At 41.9% G+C, this 20,166-nt stretch carries 16 protein-coding genes, 1 pseudogene and 1 CRISPR repeat array; of the genes and pseudogenes, 8 read left to right on the forward strand and 9 right to left on the reverse strand.

Annotation, left to right across the window (positions count from 1 at the left end; translation table 11 throughout):
• Window positions 1-275: 275 nt before the first annotated feature.
• Both ACM0OX_RS07095 and ACM0OX_RS07100 read right to left on the reverse strand, forming a co-directional pair.
• Window positions 276-1,613 (reverse strand): TRAP transporter large permease, encoded by a 1,338-nt coding sequence (locus ACM0OX_RS07095; RefSeq protein ID WP_414514217.1) that lies wholly within the window; start codon window positions 1,611-1,613, stop codon window positions 276-278.
• Window positions 1,597-2,139: a TRAP transporter small permease subunit gene (locus ACM0OX_RS07100; RefSeq protein ID WP_414514220.1), complete on the reverse strand. Its 543-nt coding sequence runs from the start codon at window positions 2,137-2,139 to the stop codon at window positions 1,597-1,599. Before ACM0OX_RS07100 ends, ACM0OX_RS07095 begins: the two co-directional genes overlap by 17 nt.
• Before the next feature lie 202 nt (window positions 2,140-2,341).
• Between ACM0OX_RS07100 and ACM0OX_RS07105 the strand changes: the two genes are divergently transcribed.
• Window positions 2,342-3,871: a YifB family Mg chelatase-like AAA ATPase gene (locus tag ACM0OX_RS07105; RefSeq protein ID WP_414514222.1), complete on the forward strand. Its 1,530-nt coding sequence runs from the start codon at window positions 2,342-2,344 to the stop codon at window positions 3,869-3,871.
• A 157-nt stretch (window positions 3,872-4,028) separates the two neighbouring features.
• Here ACM0OX_RS07105 and ACM0OX_RS07110 read toward each other — a convergent pair whose 3' ends face one another.
• The gene (locus ACM0OX_RS07110; RefSeq protein WP_414514225.1) at window positions 4,029-4,670 is read right to left on the reverse strand and encodes a type I restriction endonuclease; all 642 of its coding nucleotides are present in this window, start codon (window positions 4,668-4,670) and stop codon (window positions 4,029-4,031) included.
• 212 nt (window positions 4,671-4,882) lie between these two features.
• On the opposite strand from ACM0OX_RS07110, the gene ACM0OX_RS07115 reads away from it, so the two are divergent.
• The 4 genes and pseudogenes from ACM0OX_RS07115 to ACM0OX_RS07130 all read left to right on the forward strand — a co-directional run bounded on the left by ACM0OX_RS07115 (window position 4,883) and on the right by ACM0OX_RS07130 (window position 8,361).
• Window positions 4,883-5,899: a YihY/virulence factor BrkB family protein gene (locus ACM0OX_RS07115; RefSeq protein ID WP_414514227.1), complete on the forward strand. Its 1,017-nt coding sequence runs from the start codon at window positions 4,883-4,885 to the stop codon at window positions 5,897-5,899.
• A 23-nt stretch (window positions 5,900-5,922) separates the two neighbouring features.
• Window positions 5,923-6,275 (forward strand): annotated as a pseudogene (locus ACM0OX_RS07120) (DUF421 domain-containing protein); the annotation flags it as partial.
• A gap of 51 nt (window positions 6,276-6,326) precedes the next feature.
• On the forward strand, window positions 6,327-7,622 hold the full coding sequence (purB, locus tag ACM0OX_RS07125; RefSeq protein WP_414514229.1) for an adenylosuccinate lyase: 1,296 nt from the start codon (window positions 6,327-6,329) through the stop codon (window positions 7,620-7,622).
• A 199-nt stretch (window positions 7,623-7,821) separates the two neighbouring features.
• The gene (locus ACM0OX_RS07130) at window positions 7,822-8,361 is read left to right on the forward strand and encodes a DUF4126 domain-containing protein (protein WP_335000279.1); all 540 of its coding nucleotides are present in this window, start codon (window positions 7,822-7,824) and stop codon (window positions 8,359-8,361) included.
• A gap of 137 nt (window positions 8,362-8,498) precedes the next feature.
• Here ACM0OX_RS07130 and hemH read toward each other — a convergent pair whose 3' ends face one another.
• Window positions 8,499-9,665: a ferrochelatase gene (gene hemH, locus ACM0OX_RS07135; RefSeq protein WP_414514230.1), complete on the reverse strand. Its 1,167-nt coding sequence runs from the start codon at window positions 9,663-9,665 to the stop codon at window positions 8,499-8,501.
• Window positions 9,666-9,758: 93 nt separating this feature from the next.
• Here hemH and ACM0OX_RS07140 point away from each other — a divergent pair, with 93 nt between their 5' ends.
• From ACM0OX_RS07140 to ACM0OX_RS07150, 3 genes are all read left to right on the forward strand, one after another.
• Window positions 9,759-10,382, forward strand: a complete 624-nt coding sequence (locus ACM0OX_RS07140) for a class I SAM-dependent methyltransferase (protein ID WP_414514232.1) — start codon at window positions 9,759-9,761, stop codon at window positions 10,380-10,382.
• Window positions 10,383-10,825: 443 nt separating this feature from the next.
• Window positions 10,826-11,347 carry a DUF29 family protein gene (locus ACM0OX_RS07145; RefSeq protein WP_414514234.1) on the forward strand — a complete coding sequence of 174 codons (522 nt, stop codon included), beginning with the start codon at window positions 10,826-10,828 and terminating at the stop codon, window positions 11,345-11,347.
• 5 nt (window positions 11,348-11,352) lie between these two features.
• Window positions 11,353-11,754: direct repeats of the CRISPR family, unit length 37 nt; unit sequence GTTTCAATCCCTAATAGGGATTTTGATTAATTGCAAT.
• A 306-nt stretch (window positions 11,755-12,060) separates the two neighbouring features.
• On the forward strand, window positions 12,061-12,891 hold the full coding sequence (locus tag ACM0OX_RS07150) for a dienelactone hydrolase family protein (protein WP_414514336.1): 831 nt from the start codon (window positions 12,061-12,063) through the stop codon (window positions 12,889-12,891).
• Between the two features lie 12 nt (window positions 12,892-12,903).
• On the opposite strand, the gene ACM0OX_RS07155 is transcribed toward ACM0OX_RS07150, so the two are convergent.
• The 5 genes from ACM0OX_RS07155 to ACM0OX_RS07175 all read right to left on the reverse strand — a co-directional run bounded on the left by ACM0OX_RS07155 (window position 12,904) and on the right by ACM0OX_RS07175 (window position 20,163).
• Window positions 12,904-13,845 carry an alpha/beta hydrolase family esterase gene (locus ACM0OX_RS07155; protein ID WP_414514236.1) on the reverse strand — a complete coding sequence of 314 codons (942 nt, stop codon included), beginning with the start codon at window positions 13,843-13,845 and terminating at the stop codon, window positions 12,904-12,906.
• Between the two features lie 113 nt (window positions 13,846-13,958).
• Entirely contained in the window at window positions 13,959-14,201 is a 243-nt protein-coding gene (locus ACM0OX_RS07160) for a hypothetical protein (RefSeq protein ID WP_414514238.1), read from the reverse strand.
• 281 nt (window positions 14,202-14,482) lie between these two features.
• Window positions 14,483-14,755, reverse strand: a complete 273-nt coding sequence (locus ACM0OX_RS07165) for a hypothetical protein (RefSeq protein ID WP_414514240.1) — start codon at window positions 14,753-14,755, stop codon at window positions 14,483-14,485.
• A gap of 404 nt (window positions 14,756-15,159) precedes the next feature.
• Window positions 15,160-18,273: an MFS transporter gene (locus tag ACM0OX_RS07170; protein WP_414514242.1), complete on the reverse strand. Its 3,114-nt coding sequence runs from the start codon at window positions 18,271-18,273 to the stop codon at window positions 15,160-15,162.
• Window positions 18,274-18,825: 552 nt separating this feature from the next.
• Window positions 18,826-20,163, reverse strand: a complete 1,338-nt coding sequence (locus tag ACM0OX_RS07175) for an SLC13 family permease (RefSeq protein ID WP_414514244.1) — start codon at window positions 20,161-20,163, stop codon at window positions 18,826-18,828.
• Window positions 20,164-20,166: the final 3 nt, after the last annotated feature.

Consider the following 20,166-nt stretch of genomic DNA (forward strand, 5'->3'; position numbering starts at 1 on the left):
ATCAACGACTGCCCGAATTCAATCAACGACTGCCCGAATTCAATCAACGACTGCCCGAATTCAATCAACGACTGCCGCATTTCTCACAAGCTCTGCGATCGCATTCATCATAACCTTTACCCAGAATATATTTAAGACGTTTTTGACGGTAATAATTTATGTACAGTGTGAAACGCCAAAATCTAAGTTTTATAAGGCTTTAAGGATAGCGAAGACCAAAAATAGAATCTATGGCTAAAAAGTGGTCAGGTGATGCTGAGAGTGATGAAAGAGCGCTAGTTTGCCAAAGAAGGTAAGAAACTGACAATTCTGGGGAAAACAATAATTAACACCACTACCAATAGTTGCAACAAAATAAATGGTATTACACCGCGATAAATATCCTTTGTCGTAACTTCTGGTGGCGCGACACCACGCAGATAAAACAGCGCAAAACCAAAGGGAGGGGTGAGGAAAGAAGTTTGCAAATTTGCTCCCAAAACTACACCATACCAAATCAAATCAATACCTAAGTTTTGGGCAACTGGTACAAACAACGGCACGACAATAAAGGCAATCTCGAAAAAGTCAATGAAAAAGCCGAGGATAAATACCACCGCCATGCTGACAACTAAAAAGCCAGTTTTACCACCGGGGAGGTTGGCGAGAACATCAAACATGAAGCGATCGCCATTTAATCCCCGAAAGACTAAACTAAAAGCTGTGGAGCCAAATAGGATAAAAACTACCATGCTGGTGATTCGCAAAGTAGCATCACAAACTTGACGCAGAGATTCTAAGGTAAGTTTACGATTTGCAGCCGCCAGTGCGATCGCACCACCACAACCCACTGCACCTGCTTCTGTCGGCGTAGCAATGCCAAAAAATATACTCCCCAGCACCAACAAAATCAGGATCAAAGGCGGTATCATCACTTGAATTACCCGCCTTCCCAAAGCTTTACCACCAATATCTCTGACCTCAGCAGGTAAAGCTGGTGCTAAATCTGGCTTCAAAAATGCCACAATCAGTACGTGTAGGGCAAATGCACCAGCCATCATCAAACCGGGAATTACTGAACCCAGAAACAAATCGCCCACCGATACACCCAATTGATCGCCCAGCACTACCAACACCACACTCGGCGGGATAATTTGCCCCAAAGTTCCTGATGCAGCTATCACACCAGTAGCTAATTCTTTGCTGTAACCATAACGGAGCATAATTGGCAGAGAAATCAAACCCATCGCCACTACAGTCGCCGCCACCACCCCAGTAGTTGCTGCTAACAGCGCCCCCACCAAAATCACAGCTAAAGCCAGTCCGCCACGCAAGCGTCCCAACAAAATCCCCATCGTTTCTAGGAGTCTCTCTGCTATCCCCGATTTCTCTAGCATTGCCCCCATGAAGATGAAGTAAGGGATAGCTAATAAGGTATAGTTTGCCATGATGCCAAAAATTCGCTGTGGCATGGCAGTCAGAAACACTGGGTCAAATACACCTAAGCTGATTCCCAATATTCCAAATAAAATTGCCACACCACCCAAAGAAAAAGCCACCGGATAGCCCAGCGACAGCAGCACCAAAGCAGCAGCAAACATCACTGGCCCCAGCCATTCATAAGCCAGTGTCATGATTTTCCTCCCTGCCTTGAAGAATTGCCAAGTTTTTGATTGCCTGAGAAATTCCCTGGAAAATCAGCAGCACAAAGCCAACAATAATCATCGCTTTAATGGGGTAACGAGGCAATCCTCCAGGATCGGATGAGGCTTCTTTGATTTGCCATGAAGCCACAACCGCATCCCAAGAAAAAGCGATCGTAATGATACAGAAGGGGATGAGGAAAAATATAGTCCCTACTAAGTCTGCAAGTGCTTTTCGTCGAGGCGGCCAATTACTGTAAAAAATATCAACCCGCACGTGTTCGTTGTGCTTAAGGGTGTAAGCTGCTCCCAACAAGAAAACTAAATCAAAAATATACCATTGAGATTCTATGTAGGCGTTGGAAGTGAAGTTGTTACCACTAATTCTTCCGAGATATCGCCCGATAACATTCCACACGCCAAGTACGATCATTACTAGTACCAGCCAGCTGGTAAATCGACCAATGCGTTCAGTGCAATTATCAATAATATTTGATATTCTTAATAATTTTTCCAATAGTTATTTTACCTCTTAAATTGCTGTAAAAGACTTTTCTGCACTCCACAAAAGATAGTTGTAGAGGCGCACAGATGTGCTACCGGACGACAGATGTGGATGAACACTGCTGTAATTCCGAAAAATCGTCTATGTGGTTTTACTAATGCCAATCTACCAACTCATCTGCTAGAGATTTTAAAGGTTTACTGTTATATAAGCAATGCTTGCTAGAGTCTGGAGTGCATCAATTGTGGGCATCGATGCCGTCAAAGTCGGCGTGGAAGTCGATGTGTCAGGGGGATTACCGGGAATTGTTGTCTTAGGACTGCCAGATTCAGCGATTCAAGAATCAAGAGAAAGAGTCAAAGCAACTCTGAAAAATACTGGCTTTGCCTTTCCGATGCGAAAGATAGTAATTAATTTAACTCCGGCAGATTTACGCAAAGAAGGCCCCTGTTTCGATTTGCCTATCAGTGTGGGAATTTTGGCGGCTTCTGAGCAAGTTAGCGCTGATTTGTTGGGGGATTATCTCTTTTTGGGCGAAGTCTCTTTGGATGGCAGTTTGCGTCCCGTGGCAGGTGTATTACCGATCGCAGCAGCAGCCCAAAAGATGGGAATTGCAGGTTTAGTTCTCCCTGCCGATAATGCCCAAGAAGCGGCAGTGGTTGAAGATTTGGCTGTTTATGGCTGCAAGCATTTGTCTGAGGTGGTGGATTTTTTAAATAATCCAGGGCGTTACAAACCTGTGCAGATAGATAGTACAACACAGACAACAACGGTATCCTACCCTGACGCAGATTTACATGATGTGAAAGGACAAGCTCATGGGCGTCGTGCCTTAGAAATTGCTGCGGCTGGTGGGCATAATCTCATTTTTGTCGGGCCGCCTGGTAGTGGAAAGACGATGCTAGCAAGGCGCTTACCAGGAATTTTACCACCGTTGAGCTTTGCCGAATCTTTGGAAGTGACTCGCATTCATTCGGTAGCTGGTTTATTGAAAAATCGTGGTTCATTGGTACGCGATCGCCCTTTTCGCAGTCCCCACCACTCAGCATCCGGGCCTTCTCTGGTTGGCGGTGGTAGCTTCCCTCGTCCTGGAGAAATATCATTATCTCACAGAGGTGTGCTGTTCCTGGATGAGCTGACAGAATTTAAACGAGATGTTTTAGAATTTCTGCGCCAACCTTTAGAAGATGGCTATGTGACAATTTCCCGCACCAAATTATCGGTAATGTTTCCCGCGCAGTTTACTTTAGTGGCGAGTACTAATCCCTGTCCTTGTGGTTACTATGGCGATACCATCCAACAATGTACTTGTTCTCCCCGCCAACGCGAGCAATATTGGGCAAAACTTTCTGGGCCATTGATGGATCGAATTGATTTACAAGTTGCGGTGAATCGCTTGAAACCAGAAGAAATCACCCAACAACCGACGGGAGAAACATCAATATCAGTACGCGAACGGGTTCAACAAGCAAGCGATCGCGCAATTACCCGTTTCCAAGGAGAAGCAAATCTGCGTTGCAATGCCCATTTGCAAAGTCGTCATCTTCAGAAATGGTGTAAGTTAGATGATGCTAGCCGCAATTTATTAGAAGCAGCAATTAGAAAATTAGGTTTATCGGCAAGAGCAAGCGATCGCATTCTCAAAGTAGCACGGACGATTGCAGATTTAGCAGGAGAAGATGAGTTAAAAACCAATCATGTAGCGGAAGCAATTCAATATCGCACAATCGACAGAATGCAATGAAACGTCGGTTATGAAACTGCATCGACACAAACAAAACCTACCTTTCCTTGTGGAACGCTACGCGAACGTGGGTTAAAAACTCTTAATTTTTATTAGTCCACGGAGGTGGACTTCGTTTGTGTAGCCGCGACTTCTAGTCGCCAGGGCTTTTCAGACTCTAAAACGCAGGAGAAATTAACTGACCAATACGCTTGAGAATTTGCAAAACGGCGTACAGTTCTCTCGCGGATGCAAACGGAGCAAAAACTCTTGACAAATCGTACTGTGGTGTATTTGTTTGCGTCACTTTGACAAATAAAATATCGTCTCCATTCGTCACCATCCCAAACACAGGTTTAATGGGATTGGGGTTAGCCATCATATAAGCTAGGGCTTGCGGTACAGCCGACCAAACTGAGAGTGTGGTTTTTTTCGACTCCAACACCATCACCCATAACTGGTCTTGTAACACTAAAACATCAATCCGTCCGCGCAGTATCTCTTCGCCATCATTCAGCATTAGTTCCACGGATGATTCAGCCTTAATTCTGAAAGGAGGATCGTAAAATCCAGAGAGTGCAAGTATTGGTGACACCAACAATAATATGACCGTCCCTTCTAGTAAATCACCTCCGGCACGGTGATAAAGATACCTGCGCCGCACGACATCTACAGAGGCTTTTTCCGCTTCCGTAATTTCAGACAATCCCTCATACCACTCTGAGAAAAATTGCTCGTTTTCAACACGAACAAAACCAAATCGATTTTCTGCATCCTCAAGAGTGGTAATCGCTTCTGTAATTGCTGCGGTCTGTGTCATTGCTTCTAGGTAAAAATTGCTTTGCTATACGATCAACATCAGCGCATTTTTATTATCGCTAATTGGCGCGGTCGTATTTCATCTCACTATAAAATTCTAAATTCCTCCCCAAGAACGCTTCACAAATACCCTTGGGAGGATGTCACAACTCAGTAAATCAGTATCCAATATATCAGGGACTAAGCAACATCCCCTAGAAGGAGACTGATTGGATGAATTTGCAAGAAATTTGGAAGTTATTACAAGAGACATTCAAAGAATGGAGTGACGATAAAGCCTCACGATTAGCGGCGGCGTTAGCTTATTACACGATTTTTTCTATTGCACCATTGCTAATTATTGTAATTGCGATCGCAGGTGCAGTATTTGGAGAGGAAGCGGCAAGGGGTCAAATTGTCGGACAAATTCAAGGTTTAGTCGGGGTAGATGGCGCAAAGTTTCTCGAAACAGCCATCCAAAATGCTAACCAACCAAAGACAGGAGCGATCGCTTCGATTATTAGTGTCCTAGTTCTACTAGTGGGTGCTACAGGCTTATTTACTGAGTTGCAAGATGCTATGAACACAATTTGGGAAGTGAAACCCAAACCTGGACGTGGCATAAATAACATAATTCGCCTCCGCGTTTTGTCTTTTGCAATGGTGATCGGAATTGGCTTTTTACTTTTAGTTTCTCTAGTAATTAGTACGATATTAGCAACATTAGTAACGTACTTTAGTAACTTGTTACCAGGTTTCGATTTCATCTGGCAGATTGCCAATTTTATCATCTCTTTTGCAATCACAACAGTGTTGTTCGGACTAATTTTTAAAGTTCTACCAGATGTCAAAATTGCATGGAGTGATGTTTTAGTTGGAGCTGCTCTCACCTCAGTTTTGTTTTCTATTGGGAGATTTTTATTAGGGCAATATTTAGGTAATGGCAGCTTTGGCTCAACATATGGTGCTGCTGGCTCACTGGTGGTGATTTTAGCTTGGGTTAACTATGCTGCACAAATTCTTTTCTTCGGTGCAGAATTTACTCAAGTTTATTCCCGAAGGCATGGCAGCGGCATAGTTCCAACTAAAAATGCTGTACATATATCTGATAACACAAACTATAATGGCAAGGCTCCAAGAGAACAAGCATCGACTAATAAAAAGCCATATTCTCGCTTTATTAATCGCTTTTTTCAGTATTTTAGGAAGCCTAAACGCTTAAAAAAGAGAAGAAACAATCAGCGATTTTAATCCTTGATTACTGGAGATTTATATTGGCAAGTAATTACACATCAATTACTGAAGGCGCTATCCTGGTAAGAACAGGGATTTTTGGAGTTACTTGCTGAACTGTTTGGGTTACAAACTTGCCCAGTTCCAACGTTTCCTGAATCCGCCACCGTTGCTACTGGTAAAAAATGGTCGGATGATTGAGCGCCATCTGCAACGAAAGTTAATTACAGATGATGAGTTGATGAGCAAGTTACGTCAGCAAGGTGTAGAATTTTTAGCTGATGTCAAGTTCGCGTATATAGAGGCTGACGGCAGGATTAGTATTATCATGTCGGATTCAAAAACTAGTTCCGTCCCTGAGCAAAAAGTAGCGTTAAAAAGCGATCTACATTAATTAGACATTAATTAGACTGTAAAATATGACGGTTGTATTCTGTGCCGAACTGTGATTGAGCGTTATACTTTGCCCGAAATGGCTAATCTGTGGAGTGAAACCTATAAACTAAAAACTTGGCTGCAAGTGGAAATTGCTGTTTGTGAGGCTCAAGCTGAACTTGGTTACATTCCATCTGAGGCTGTTGAAGAAATTAAGGCCAAGGCGGATTTTGATCCAAAGCGGGTGCTAGAAATTGAGGCTGTAGTCCGCCACGATGTCATTGCTTTCTTGACAAATGTCAATGAATATGTCGGTGATGCCGGACGCTACATTCACCTGGGTTTAACTAGTTCGGATGTTTTGGATACAGCTTTAGCACTGCAATTAGTTGCCAGCCTGGATCTATTATTGCAACGTTTGGAAGATTTGATTCAGGTAATTCGCCAAAAAGCACGGGAACATCGTCATACAGTAATGGCTGGCCGATCGCACGGTATTCACGCTGAACCGATTACTTTTGGTTTTAAACTAGCTGGTTGGTTAGCAGAAGTGTTGCGACACCAAGAACGCCTGAGAATACTCCGCAAAACGATCGCTGTCGGTAAGATTTCTGGTGCAGTGGGAACCTATGCCAATATTGAACCGCGTGTAGAAGCGATCGCTTGTCAAAAACTCGGACTCGAACCCGATACGGCCTCAACCCAAGTTATTTCCCGCGATCGCCACGCCGACTACGTGCAACAATTAGCTTTAGTAGCCGCAACCATTGAACGCTTTGCTGTAGAAATTCGCAATCTCCAAAAAACAGACGTTTTAGAAGTTGAAGAATTTTTCGCCAAAGGTCAAAAAGGCTCCTCAGCCATGCCACACAAGCGCAACCCCATCCGTTCGGAACGACTGACGGGAATGGCACGACTCGTCAGAAGTCATGCTGGTGCAGCTTTAGAAAACGTTGCTTTATGGCATGAGCGAGACATTTCTCACAGTTCTGTAGAACGAGTAATTTTGCCAGATGCTTGTACTTTGACGCATTTTATGTTGTCAGAAATAACCGATTTGGTCAAAAACCTGTTGGTCTATCCTGAGAACATGAAACGCAATCTCAACTGTTACGGCGGTGTTGTGTTCAGCCAAAAAGTTTTGCTTGCCTTGATAGACAAGGGAAGCAGCCGAGAAGAGGCTTATGCGATCGTTCAAGAAAGCGCTCATGCTGCTTGGAATCAGCCAGAAGGAAACTTCCAAGACTTGATTAGCAAAGATCCGCGTGTTACCCAAAAATTGTCTTTGGCAGAACTAGAGGTTTGTTTCGACCCCCAGCAACATCTGCGGCATTTAGAAGAAGTTTACCAACGATTAGGTATTTAGGATTAATTTGCTTGTAGTAAGCGCTTAAGCGCTTACTACAAACCTGTTACCCAAAAAATACGCAGATATTATCAAAAAAAATATATAAAGATACCAACAAAATTTAATATTGCAATCTGTTTGATGCTCGAATGATTGCTAGCACTGGGTAGTATACATAACAAATACTTAGTTATTTATTAATATTACGAGTGCTTTGATGATTGAAATCCTAGCCACACTTTCTGCCTCTGCGGCAGCAGGAATGAGAATAGGCATACCTTTGCTAATTATTGGATTATTGCAGGGTAGCAACTTGTGGTCACAAGTTCCAATTTTATCTCACATTTCTCCACCAATATTATTATGTTGCCTCACCAGTTGGTCATTAATTGAATTATTAGCCTCAAAAAAGCTCTGGGGGCAAAGATTGCTCCAAGTCGTTCAGTTATTCATGTCTCCCCTTGTAGGCGCAATTATGGGGTTAGGAGTAGCTACAGCAACAGCAACCCCAAACTGGCTGATTGCCATAATTGGAGGTTTATTAGCTTTGGTACTCCAACTCGTCCAAATTGGTTGGTTCTATCGGTTACGTGGCTTACCGTTGTGGGCAGTCTTCCTTCAAGATACTTTGTGCATTGCTCTAGTACTATTTGCCTTTGATGCTCCTTGGCAAGGAGGAGTAATTGCTTTAATACTGCTCTGGTTTGCAGTTCGTAGTGCGAAGCAGTGGTATGACTGGTATCGACAGAAAAGTTAGGAGTTAAAAGTGAGAAGTTAAGAGTGAAAAGTTAGCGAGAAAATTTAAAACTCCCAACTCCTAACTTCCAACTTCCAACTCCTAACTCCTAACTCCTAACTCCTAACTCCTAACTCCTAACTCCTAACTCTTTTCATTTACTGCAAAAGCCCAATCATGTGCAAGAAGCCGTGACCGGTAATCAGCTCTACGATTAAGGCAATAAAACCCAGCATCGCAATCCGACCATTCCATACTTCAGCACTAGTTGTCAGACCCCACTCCCAACGCTCTTGAGGGTACATCTTTACCATCTTTTTCATTTGAGCAGCTTGCGAAAGCTTGAAACTGGGGTTTCTCAGAGCATCAATCACTAATTCGGCTAGTGCATTAATAAATACTGGATGGGTATTAGGAGCCGGTACGCGGCGGAAGTTGTGAATTCCTGCTTCTTCGGCTACTTCTCGATACTCAATATCAATTTCTTGTAGTGTCTCAATATGCTCTGAGACAAAACTGATTGGCACGACAACCAAATCTTTCACGCCTTCTGCGCCTAGTTCTTTGAGGGCATCTTCAGTATAGGGTTGCAGCCATTCTACTGGGCCGACACGACTTTGGTAAGCTAAAGTGTGAGCATTGGGTCGATTGAGAGTCTGCATAATCAACGCAGTACATTCTTCAATTTCCGCCTGGTAAGGGTCGCCTGCTTCTTCAACGTAGCTTTTCGGAACGCCGTGAGCGCTGAAGAATATATGAACATCATCCGGGTTAGGGAATTGCTCAAGTTCTTGGGCTATGAGTTGCGCCATTGCTTGAAGATAGCCTGGTTGTTTATACCAAGAAGGAATGACGGTGTAATCAATCGGTTGAAGTTTTGGATCTTCTTGCCAAAGCTTGTCTAAAAGCCGGAAGCTGGAACCACTGGTACTGATAGAAAACTGGGGATATAGTGGTAATATTACCAGGTGTTCTACCTTATCTTGGGTAATCTGTGCGATCGCCTCTTCTGTATAGGGATGCCAATAACGCATTCCCACGTAAATATTAACTTCTTGCCCCAAAAAACCTAACTGTTCTTTTAAAGCTTCCCCTTGGGCTTCTGTAATCCGCCGCAATGGTGAACCACCACCGATTTGCTTATAATTTTCTTGAGATGTTCTGGTTCGCCGCGTGGCAATAAACCAGGCTAGGGGCTTTTGCAACCAGCGAAATGGTAGGCGAATAATTTCCGGATCGGAAAATAGATTGTACAAAAACGGCCCTACATCTTCTAGCTTATCAGGGCCACCGAGATTGAGTAATAAGACGCCTACACGACCCATAGCAGTTACTTTCCCCCAATCTTTTCAGGTTTTTTACTAATGTTAACAATATATCTTTATTAAATATAAAGCTTAATAGCAAGGAAATATGCAATGGCAACAATTTTAAGAGATTGGAGTTACCGCTATCAGTGGTTATATGATGGTATCTCTCGTTTAGCAGCCTTAAGTGTAGGTGGTGAAGCCCGTTTTCGGCAACTTGCTTTGCAAGGCTTAACAATTCACTCAGATTCTCAGGTTTTAGATTTATGTTGTGGTAGTGGTCAAACGACGGAGTTTTTAGTAAAAAATTCACAAAACGTAACAGGTTTGGATGCTTCACCAAAGTCTTTGCAACGGGCGCGGCTAAATGTACCGGAAGCTTCTTATGTAGAAGCTTTTGCCGAGGAAATGCCATTTGCAGATAATCTATTTGATGTGGTGCATACCAGCGTTGCATTACACGAGATGCAGCCTCAGCAATTACGAAAAATTATTAATGAAGTTTATCGGGTGCTGAAGCCAGGAGGAGTGTTTACGTTGGTGGATTTTCACGCTCCAACAAATCCGATATTTTGGCCTGGGATATCAGTGTTTTTGTTGTTATTTGAGACGGAAACAGCTTGGGAATTGCTGAAAACTAATTTAGCTGAGTTGTTAGCTAAGACTGGCTTTGAAGTGATTAAGTCTACTTTATATGCGGGTGGGAGTTTGCAAGTGATACAGGCGAATAAGTGAACAACCTATACTTTATTAATGGCAGCTAAGCTCGACTTTATCCAAAATTCAGAGCTTGGTTCTCTTGATACGGCAAAAATCCTAGCTTTTTAGCAAAAGCTTTTTCGATGTCACTTATTCTCGGTGAAATCAAAAAAGTAAAACTACCGCCCCACAAAGATTTCAGCGTCAGCTTGAGTGTTGCCAAAAAATGGATAAAGTCGAGCTAAGAGGTTGTTTGAAAAGTGGTTGGCTGTGATTTTAGGCACTTATTGATCCCTCCAACCCCCCTTAAAAAGGGGGGCGAAACCTTTCAAAGTCCCCCTTTTTTAAGGGGGATTTAGGGGGATCTAGAACGTTTTACTACCAAGAAAAGGATTTTTCAAACATCCTCTAAAAGACTCTGCTATTAATAAAGTATAGGTTGTTTTTATATAGTACTTAAGCAGGTAGGCAGAGAAAAAGTGACGCAGGAACTAATAGACCTCAAAAAGAGTATTTTGGAAGGACGTTATGCAGATGCCTTAGCGATTGTAGACGAATTAGAAGGCATGAGTAAACAAGCTATTCTGCGGAATATCCAAGCTTATTTAAGAATTCTGCTAATTCATTTGATTAAGAACCAAGTAGAACAACGATTAACTGGTTCATGGGCAAATTCTATTCGTAATTCAATCCGAGAAATCAAAAGTCTTAATATCAAAGATAATAAAAAATCTTACTATATTAATTTAGGTGAGTGGGAGAGTTTGATAGAAGAGGAAGTGATTGAAGATGCGATCGCTGATGCCAGCGATGAAGTAATGAATGGAGTATATAATCAATTCCAACTGTCTGAAATAGTGGATAGGAACCAAATTATTCAGACTGCATTGAAGTTTTTGGCGCTAACTTATTCCTATTCAGCTAAGGAGTTACCCACAGTTGTTGCTGAAAATTTAACTCAGTTATCCGGTGGAGAGGATTGGAAAGTAGGTAGGCGGTAAAAAAGGTTTTAATCCCTAATAGGGATTTTGATTAATTGCAATCATTTTACCTCTGCTTTGATGCAGATATTATTGAAAGTTTCAATCCCTAATAGGGATTTTGATTAATTGCAATTGCATTTTCTACACTGCTCTCCATTAATTAAATTCCAAGTTTCAATCCCTAATAGGGATTTTGATTAATTGCAATTCCCCCATACATAGCGGTGAATCACTACATATAGGGGTTTCAATCCCTAATAGGGATTTTGATTAATTGCAATGTTCTGATTTAGCTAGGGAACTTGAAGTTATTAGTTTCAATCCCTAATAGGGATTTTGATTAATTGCAATCCTGTTCAACCTGTTCATCAAGCGCTTGAAGATTGTAGTTTCAATCCCTAATAGGGATTTTGATTAATTGCAATAGCGGGAGCCTGAAAGCCAAGCTATATTTAGTTTTCAAGGTGCGGTTGCGCGATTCTAGAGCAATCATAGCATTAGAGAATTTCTTTGGGAAGAGTATTGGGAAAGGTTGAAGGCTGAAACTGAATTCTTGTAAGCATTTCAGCGATTGCGCGGATGAATTTGGACAATTAGTAGGGTGAAACACTTGCTGGTGTTGAGATAGAAGTACTTTTTTTCGGATGTGAAATTTGTACACCTACCCCTCCGCGCATTTGACCATACAGTAACCTAAATATAAAGGAACTTAGTAATTCAACGTAGAGATGATGAAAGAAATAACGCGCCGCAAATTTATTGCAACAGCGACAGTGGCGACAGGTTTTGCCCTCGCAGTACAACCCATTTCTGCCGGAGTCATCACTACTGATGCCAAGGGGTTAGTAGCTGGTGCAGTGAAAATTCCTGTCAAAGATGGCGAAATTCCTGCCTATAGAGCAGCACCAGCTACTGGTGATAATTTCCCAATTGTTCTGGTAATCCAGGAAATCTTTGGTGTACACGAGCATATCCAGGATATCACTCGTCGCTTTGCTCGGTTGGGATATTTAGCGATCGCACCCGAATTATTTGTGCGTCAAGGCGATGTCTCGAAGTTAAGCAATATAGACGAAATTCGTCCAATTGTCGCCAAAGTACCAGATGTTCAGGTGTTATCCGATCTTGATGCGACGGTAGAGTGGGCAAAGAAGTCAGCTAAGGGTAATGGCGATAAGTTGGGAATTACAGGCTTCTGTTGGGGCGGTCGTATTACCTGGTTATATGCTGCACATAATCCCCAGGTGAAGGCTGGTGTAGCTTGGTATGGGCGACTTGTGGGTGATGCTACCGAACTTCAGCCCAAGTATCCCGTTGATATTGCATCAAAACTGACAGTCCCGATTCTCGGACTCTATGGTGGCAAGGATACAGGTATTACTCTTGATACAGTAGAGCAGATGCGCGATTGCTTAAAGTCGAGCAGCAGCAAATCTAAAATTATTGTCTATCCCAATGCACCCCACGCATTTTTTGCCGATTATCGCCCTTCCTACCGCGAGCAAGAAGCTCAGGATGGTTGGAAACGCCTCTTGGCATGGTTTAAGGAAAATGGTGTTTGAAAAATTAGCTACTCATAAACTGTGACGCTGAAAAAAGTCCCAAATTGTTTCACTGGCGTTCAGCCCCAGCTTGGCATTGAATTTGTTTAGATTCTCGTCAGTTGAAGAACCACCAGGCCAGAAATGTCCACCGTTTACTACCGCTAGCTGCCAGACTTCGGAGTTGCCACTACAACCCGTGTAGATAGCGGTTTTCACTTTATCTTCAGAAAAATTCGGAGATACATTTGATAAGGTACATCGATTGTGCGATCGCCAAAACTCTACCATGTCTGAGATCGAAACTAGCGCTCCTCGTTGAGTGTGGTCATCACCTTCATAAAGTACGTCGCGATCGTTTGTACCGTTGATCGTTAACATCGATATGGGAGTTTGAGGCTGGCAGCTAGGTTTGAGTCTAACTGGGAGGGAACCAGCTACTGATGCAAAACCAGCAATTTTATCGGGTAACTTACAAGCCAGTGCTTGGGTAAGTATGCCACCTCTAGAAAAACCGGTGGCATAAACTTTATGACTATCAATATTAAGTTGCTGCTGAAGATGATTAATCAAAGCACTGACAAACAAAACATCATCTACTTTTCCTTGAGCGTTACCTCTAAGACTCCATTTTTGGTCAATTCCATCTGGGTAAACAACAATAAATCCTTTTTGCTCTGCTAATTCATTGAAGCGGGTCACATTACTGATAGACTGACCATTACCATCATCTCCATGAAACACTAAAACTAGCGGCATCGAGCGGTCTAGATTATAAGATTTTGGAGTGTAAAAATAGTAAGTACGTAATTTACCTTGATCGTATAGTTCTCCATAATTATCACCAGTCAAGATTTTGTCTTTAGTTATACTTTTTTCATCAGCCTGAATGGAATCACAGGCTGTTACTAAACTAATTCCTAGTATAAATATCAAAAGTTTTTTAAAAAACTGAGAATTTTGATATATATTCATGTTGATTAAATTGACTTATGTCAGCTACTTGTATTTACTTCTAAGTCTTATTCAGCAACAAAATCTTAACTAATAGAGGCTAACAACTAAAGTTGTTAGCCTCTATTTAGATATTAAACTCTGACATTTACATAACGAGCAGGAACTCTAACTTTAACCCATCTGTTACCGCGTCGTACTGTTTCCCAATGTGCAGGAATTAACTTTCGTTGATATCGAACGACAACAGGTTTACGCACAATAGCAGTTCTATGAACATTGGGTCTGACAATGATTTCTGCTGCTGATGCTTGTGACGGCAAGGAAGAAATTGCAAATGGGAGAGCAAGTAATGTAGCTAATAAAATACGTTTCATTTTCAAATCTCCATCAATTAATTTTTTTGAGTTTTATACAGCATTTATCAATAATTTGTGAACAGATATTCTTACCTGTTAACTTTACAGGAAGTTTTGTTTGTTGCACTAGTTAATTGATTTGCTGTATTGCTCTAAGTTTAAGTTGCTGAATAATAAAACACAGGGTAATAAAGTCATAATTTAAGTATGACTTTATTCACATTTTGAACTTTGGACAAAAAAAAGGAGTTGAGAAACTCCTCTTCTGTTAGTATTATTTGTTACTTAATTATTTAGTTTTACTGAATTTTATATACGATCATAGCAATCAATACGGCAAGACCTAGCGCTCTGCGAAAATAATTAACGCCTTGAAATAGCTCCATCCACGCCCAAGTAAACAAGGAGCCATTTGCCAAAAAGTCTAACACTGTATTGATTTTACCACTTGTAAAAACTAGGGTTAGCAAACTAGCTACTATCCAAAGAATCAGTGGTGGGTTTGGCATTTCAGCCAAAACAATTTTGCCATTGCTGTCACGGAAGGTTTTATCAATTAATGTATTTTCCATTGTTTGAGATTGCTACTTAGGTAATAGTGATTAACTTACAAAAATGACGGAGTGATTTATTGATTATAGGCTGAGGTTTGATTGCAAGTTATCTAATAATATTAAAACATTAAACCAATTCTATTTTCACCCATCTAATTGCTGAGATTAGATCAATAAAGGATATTCATATATAACTATATTGAAAGACATACTTATACCAATTCAATTAATGATTGCAACACATCTTTGGCTAAAGACGCGATGAATCGCATCTCTGCAAATGGTCTATTTGTCGTATTTTTTTCAATTGGTATTACACAAAATTCGCCAATACGTATTTCTTTCTTTACTTTCTTCTCTACGTCCTTAAAATAGAAAAGCCTCCCAGAATGGGAGGCTGAAAAGTTAGCGGAGACAACTTGTTAAACTACAGCGATCGCTCCTCCTAATGCAGAGAAAATCGCGGAGACGAATGCTGTGGCAAACAGCCACCACGCTGCTGTAGCTGCGGCTTTGCGGGTTTCTTCTGCTTGCCGCTGTGCTTGATGCTTTACCTGTTCTAGGCGGCGTTGGGCTTCGTGCTGTATGCGTTCTGCACGTTGTAATACTGTGTTGCGTGCCCGTTCAATTTGGTCGATGATTCGGTTGGCATCTTCTTCGGAGATGTCCTCACGAGAACTCATGATTGCCACTAGGGTATCACGGTCAAAGGAGGACAAGCGATCGCGCAGGGCATCGAAACCAGCCTGGGGATCGTCAAAAACTGTGCGAATATCGCGCTTAATACTATCATAGTTAAGTTCTGGGCGATCCAGGGAGTTGAGATAGTTACGAATGCGGGCGAAAACCCCGTCAATTGCATCTTGAATGCCCCGTTGAATGCTTCGTACTTGTTCGACAAATTGATCCCTTACGGACACCATATTATCGGCAATCCGTGCTGCTTCTTCATCAGAAATATCTTCCCGAATTTTCAGCAGGGCAATGATGGTATCACGGTCAAACTGGGAAAGGCGATCGCCAAAACTTTCTACTCCGACTCGCGGATCGTGCAACAATAATTGCAAGTCGCGTTTGATACCTTCAGGATTGAGTTCTTCTTTACCAGTTTGGCGCAGATAATCTTCCAGATAAGCTTTGAATGTTTCTGCTCTTTGTTGTGTACGGCTAGCTAGGCGACGAGGCGCACGCACAAAGTTACGAATCGAAGTCTGGGTGGAATCAATGATTTCATTGACTTGTTCTTCACTCAAGTCTTGGCGTTGACTGAGCAATTTCACCAGTGTATCCCGGTCTACCTGCGACAACCGACGACGCAGTGCGACGGCTCCCTCTTTGGGATTTTCAAACAATTTGGTCAAATCTCGCTGAATACCTTCAGGATTGAGTTCTTGTTTACCAGTATTTCGGAGATAATCTGCGATCGTTGTCGTCACAGAATCATATTGCTCTTTAGCTTTATCGACTACAGCTTGGGGTGTGTGGCGAATACTGTACCACGACTCTTCAGTAGCATTGATGATTTGATTAACTTGATCTTCACTCAAGTCTTCCCGTTGACTCAACAATTGCACTAAGGTATCGCGGTCAAAGCGAGACAAGCGCGCCCGAATTGAGCTAATTCCAGCTTGCGGATCTTCTAGTAGCTTTTTGAAGTCGGCGCGGATGCCATCAGGATTCAGTTCTGATTTGCCTGTGTTACGCAGATATGATTCTACATTCAGCCACAGGGTTTCTGCTTGATATTGTGCCTGTTCTGCTAATCCTTTGGATTCTACCAAGACGCGATCGCGTTGTTTTTCCAACTCATCGACAATGCTATCTACTTCATATAACTGGACATCATTACGTTGTAGCAATATCTGCCGAATTTCTTGGCGGTCAAGGTGTGCTAGTCGCAATGTCAGGGTTTCATAATCTGCCTCTGAGTCTTCCAACAGTGGTTTAAAATTCTGCTCGATGCCTTCAGGTGTCAAATCTGCTTTGGGAGTAACGAGCAGATAACTTTCTACTGCGCGTTGCAAGTCTTGAACTATATCTCTTTCTTCAATAGCTCTGACTGTTACTAGCACTTCTTGGCGGACAGTTTCTAGCTGATTGGCAATGCGTTGAATTTGACCTTGAGTCAGCAATCCTCGTTGTTGCAAAATTTTGACGAAATCATTGCGGGATAGTCGTTCTAGTTCCCTACGGACAATTCCAGGATCGGCGGCTGGATCGTAGATAACATCATGAAATTCCTGGGAAATTCTTTCTGGACTCAGTTGCCAAGCATAAGTATTGTACAGGTAGTTTTCGACATCAGACCGAATTGGGCTATAGGGTTGTGATGGTGTTGGCAAGCCTAACTTATCTGCTTGTTCGGTGACTTTATCTTTAGCAGAAGTGAGACTACCCAAGATTTTTTCCACATCCAAATCAGACAAATCTGTGCGTCCCAACACAATGCCGGTTAAAGCAGATAATCCTTGCTGGAGTGTACTTTGAATTGGGCCGGTAGCAGTTTTTTGGTCAGATTCTTTGGAACCACCCTTTTCTGCTAATAACCGTTCCAACTTGGCGTTGAGTTCGTCTGTTTTGCTTTGTCCTGGTGGAAGTGATTTCAGATAATCCATCAACTCACCCAAACGGTCTTCGGTGGGTGGTTGCTGACTTACCACTTGCTGCCAAACTTTATACAAGGTATCAGCAATGCGACTAACGTCTTTTTTGGAAAGATCGGTGCGGCTGCTGACTAACTCGATAAACTTTTGGCGGTCGATGTTGCGGATATCTGGAGTCCCCGCGATCGCTTTTAATTGCGGATCGTTGAGTAAATTTTCAAAATCACTCCGAATCTTCGATACATCGAGTTCTGGAGGACGGATCTTTTCTAAGTAATCTTCAATGTTTTCCCGGATACTTACGGGATCGATGGCGCTTCCGAGTTCTCGACGGACAGCGGCGGCGGCGGCTTCAGCTGTAGCTACCACTTGGCTATTCACAGCTTTCGCACCTAGTGCGGCAGTCGCAGTCCCCATAATCGCCTGAAAGCCAGATGTTGCCGTATTGACAACTGAGCCAATTAAGGAGCCTACGGTGGTGGAACTTACCCAAACTAGAAGCAAAAAGTAAGCACCCCAAATCACCAAACCGAGAGTTGCTCCCAATCCCCGATCTGAGATTACAAGGCTCAATTTTACTGCTAGATAAGAAGCGATTAATAAGGCTACAGTCACAGTGATTAATGTCCAAATCCCTACTGCTGTGCCAATTTTGCGAATGCTGCCGCCCAAACTTCCGACTTCCCCATTATCTGAATCCGAGTCAGATGAGTGCCCCAGGTAGGAAATACCGGCTGCAAGGGAGAGATTAGTTAGAACTAATTGGAAAGCAAAGGCAAGAATCACGCCGGAGATTAAAGCCACAAAAAAGCGCGGCCCCGAAATGAGAACTGACGCCTGTTCTGGTGTGACGTTAGAGCGTTCTAATGGAACCTGTGCTAACCACAATAGTGGTTTATAGAGTCCCACCATGATTTCCGTATTTTGGAACATTGGATTTCCTTCTACCTACTAAGTTTAAATTTGGGGGAATTAAGAATTTCTTGAGAAGCAACTCTTAGTATTTATTATGTTTGTACCTATGGCAATACCTAACTCTTTAGCTCAGAATCGTAGAATTTAACTGTTTAAAGCATCTCTCCAAGGGCTGAAAGCTATATCCAGCGGAAGATATAACTTTTACTGTCTATTGATAAAAAAAATAATTTAATTGGCACATAAGATTAATTATATACTGCTCATTTTTAATTATTAATTGCTTATTCAATGATGTAACTTTATTTGAACTATATTATTTGTAAAATGAAATCCTAAATAATATTTTCCAGATGCCACACCAACTTATTTCTCAGCATGACAAGTGGTAAGTAGGTAGACATAATTCAATATAAAATAAACTCCTAGTTTGTAGTGAGCAATTTATCGCTCAGAGCAAGGATTATCAGGACTAAAGTCCTAACTACAAACTTTAAATTTATTTATACGTAGATACTTAATAGGAAGAAAAATTTAAAGCAGGAGGCAGTATTTCGACATAAATTAGACTTAGAGCAAAAAGCGAACCAATATGTACAAAGCCGAAGCTACTAGTTGTAATAGCATCACCGGAATACCGTAGTGTAGAAAAGTTTTAAACGAGATGCGCCGTCCATGCTGCTCAGAAATTCCGGCGGCTACGATGTTAGATGATGCACCCACAAGTGTGCCATTACCTCCCAAAGTTGCACCAAACATCATTGCATAAAACAGTGGTAATACTTCTGGCGGAAACTGTCCTTGAAAATCTTGTGCAAGAACTTCGGCGGGTGCTAATCCGACAGTAACAATGTATTGTTTGAGTAAAGGCACCATCCCCACCACTAAAGGAATATTTGGCACTACGCTGGACAATAGACCCACAAAAAATAATAAAACTAGGGAACCTAGCATAATATTTTTTCCTAAAATTACTGCCAATATTCCTGATAAGCCATTAATTACACCTGTTTTTTCTAGCCCCCCAATTAGCACAAAAATGCTCATAAAAAATATTAATGTACTCCAGTCTACATCTCGTAAAATGTTGTTAACTGAATCTATATTGCTATGGTGAGATAAAAGCAAAGCTAAAGCTGCTCCTAATAAAGCTGCGGCAGCAGGCGAGATGGGAACAGGTAAAGTTTCTCCAATCACAAAAAATATCAGAACGAAAAATACAATAACTGCACCAAGGCTTAAAGCTCGTGGATGATTTATTTGGGGGTGTGGCAGTTCTTCAAGATTATCTAATTGTGTATTCCAAATTTTACGGAATAAAAATGGTAGTGTTGCAATCACTATGACAATGGCAATTACTCCTCCTAAACTTAATTCCAACAAATAATCTGTAAAGCTGATATTCACAGCATCACCAACAATAAATGTCGCGGGATCTCCAACTAAAGTTAGCAATCCAGCACTATTAGCAACAAATACCATTAAAATCAACAATGGTACGAAATTTATCCCAACTTCCTTCGCCATTGGTGGAATTAAAGGTGCTAGCAACATGACTGTTGTGGCATTTGGTAAGACTGCACAGATCGGTGTCACAATAGCCACAATACCAAGTAGTAGACGTTTGCCTTGTCCTCTAGCTATGAGTACCATTTGAGTAGCTAAATAATCAAATATCTTGGTAGGTTCAAAAGCCCGTACTAACACCATAACTCCAAAGAATAAACCGAGTGTTCCATGACTGTTGCCGATGTAACCAACAGCTTCTTGTAAAGTCATGACGTTGCTAAAAACTAATAACAATGCTCCCAGTAATGCCGCAATGGTGAGATGTACCCATTCCGTCATGACCAAGACAATAACACCAATAAATGTGACTATACTGAGGATTGCTTGCCAGTTTTCCACACC

This window comes from Nostoc sp. PCC 9305, assembly GCF_963920915.1.
Lineage (GTDB): Bacteria > Cyanobacteriota > Cyanobacteriia > Cyanobacteriales > Nostocaceae > Nostoc.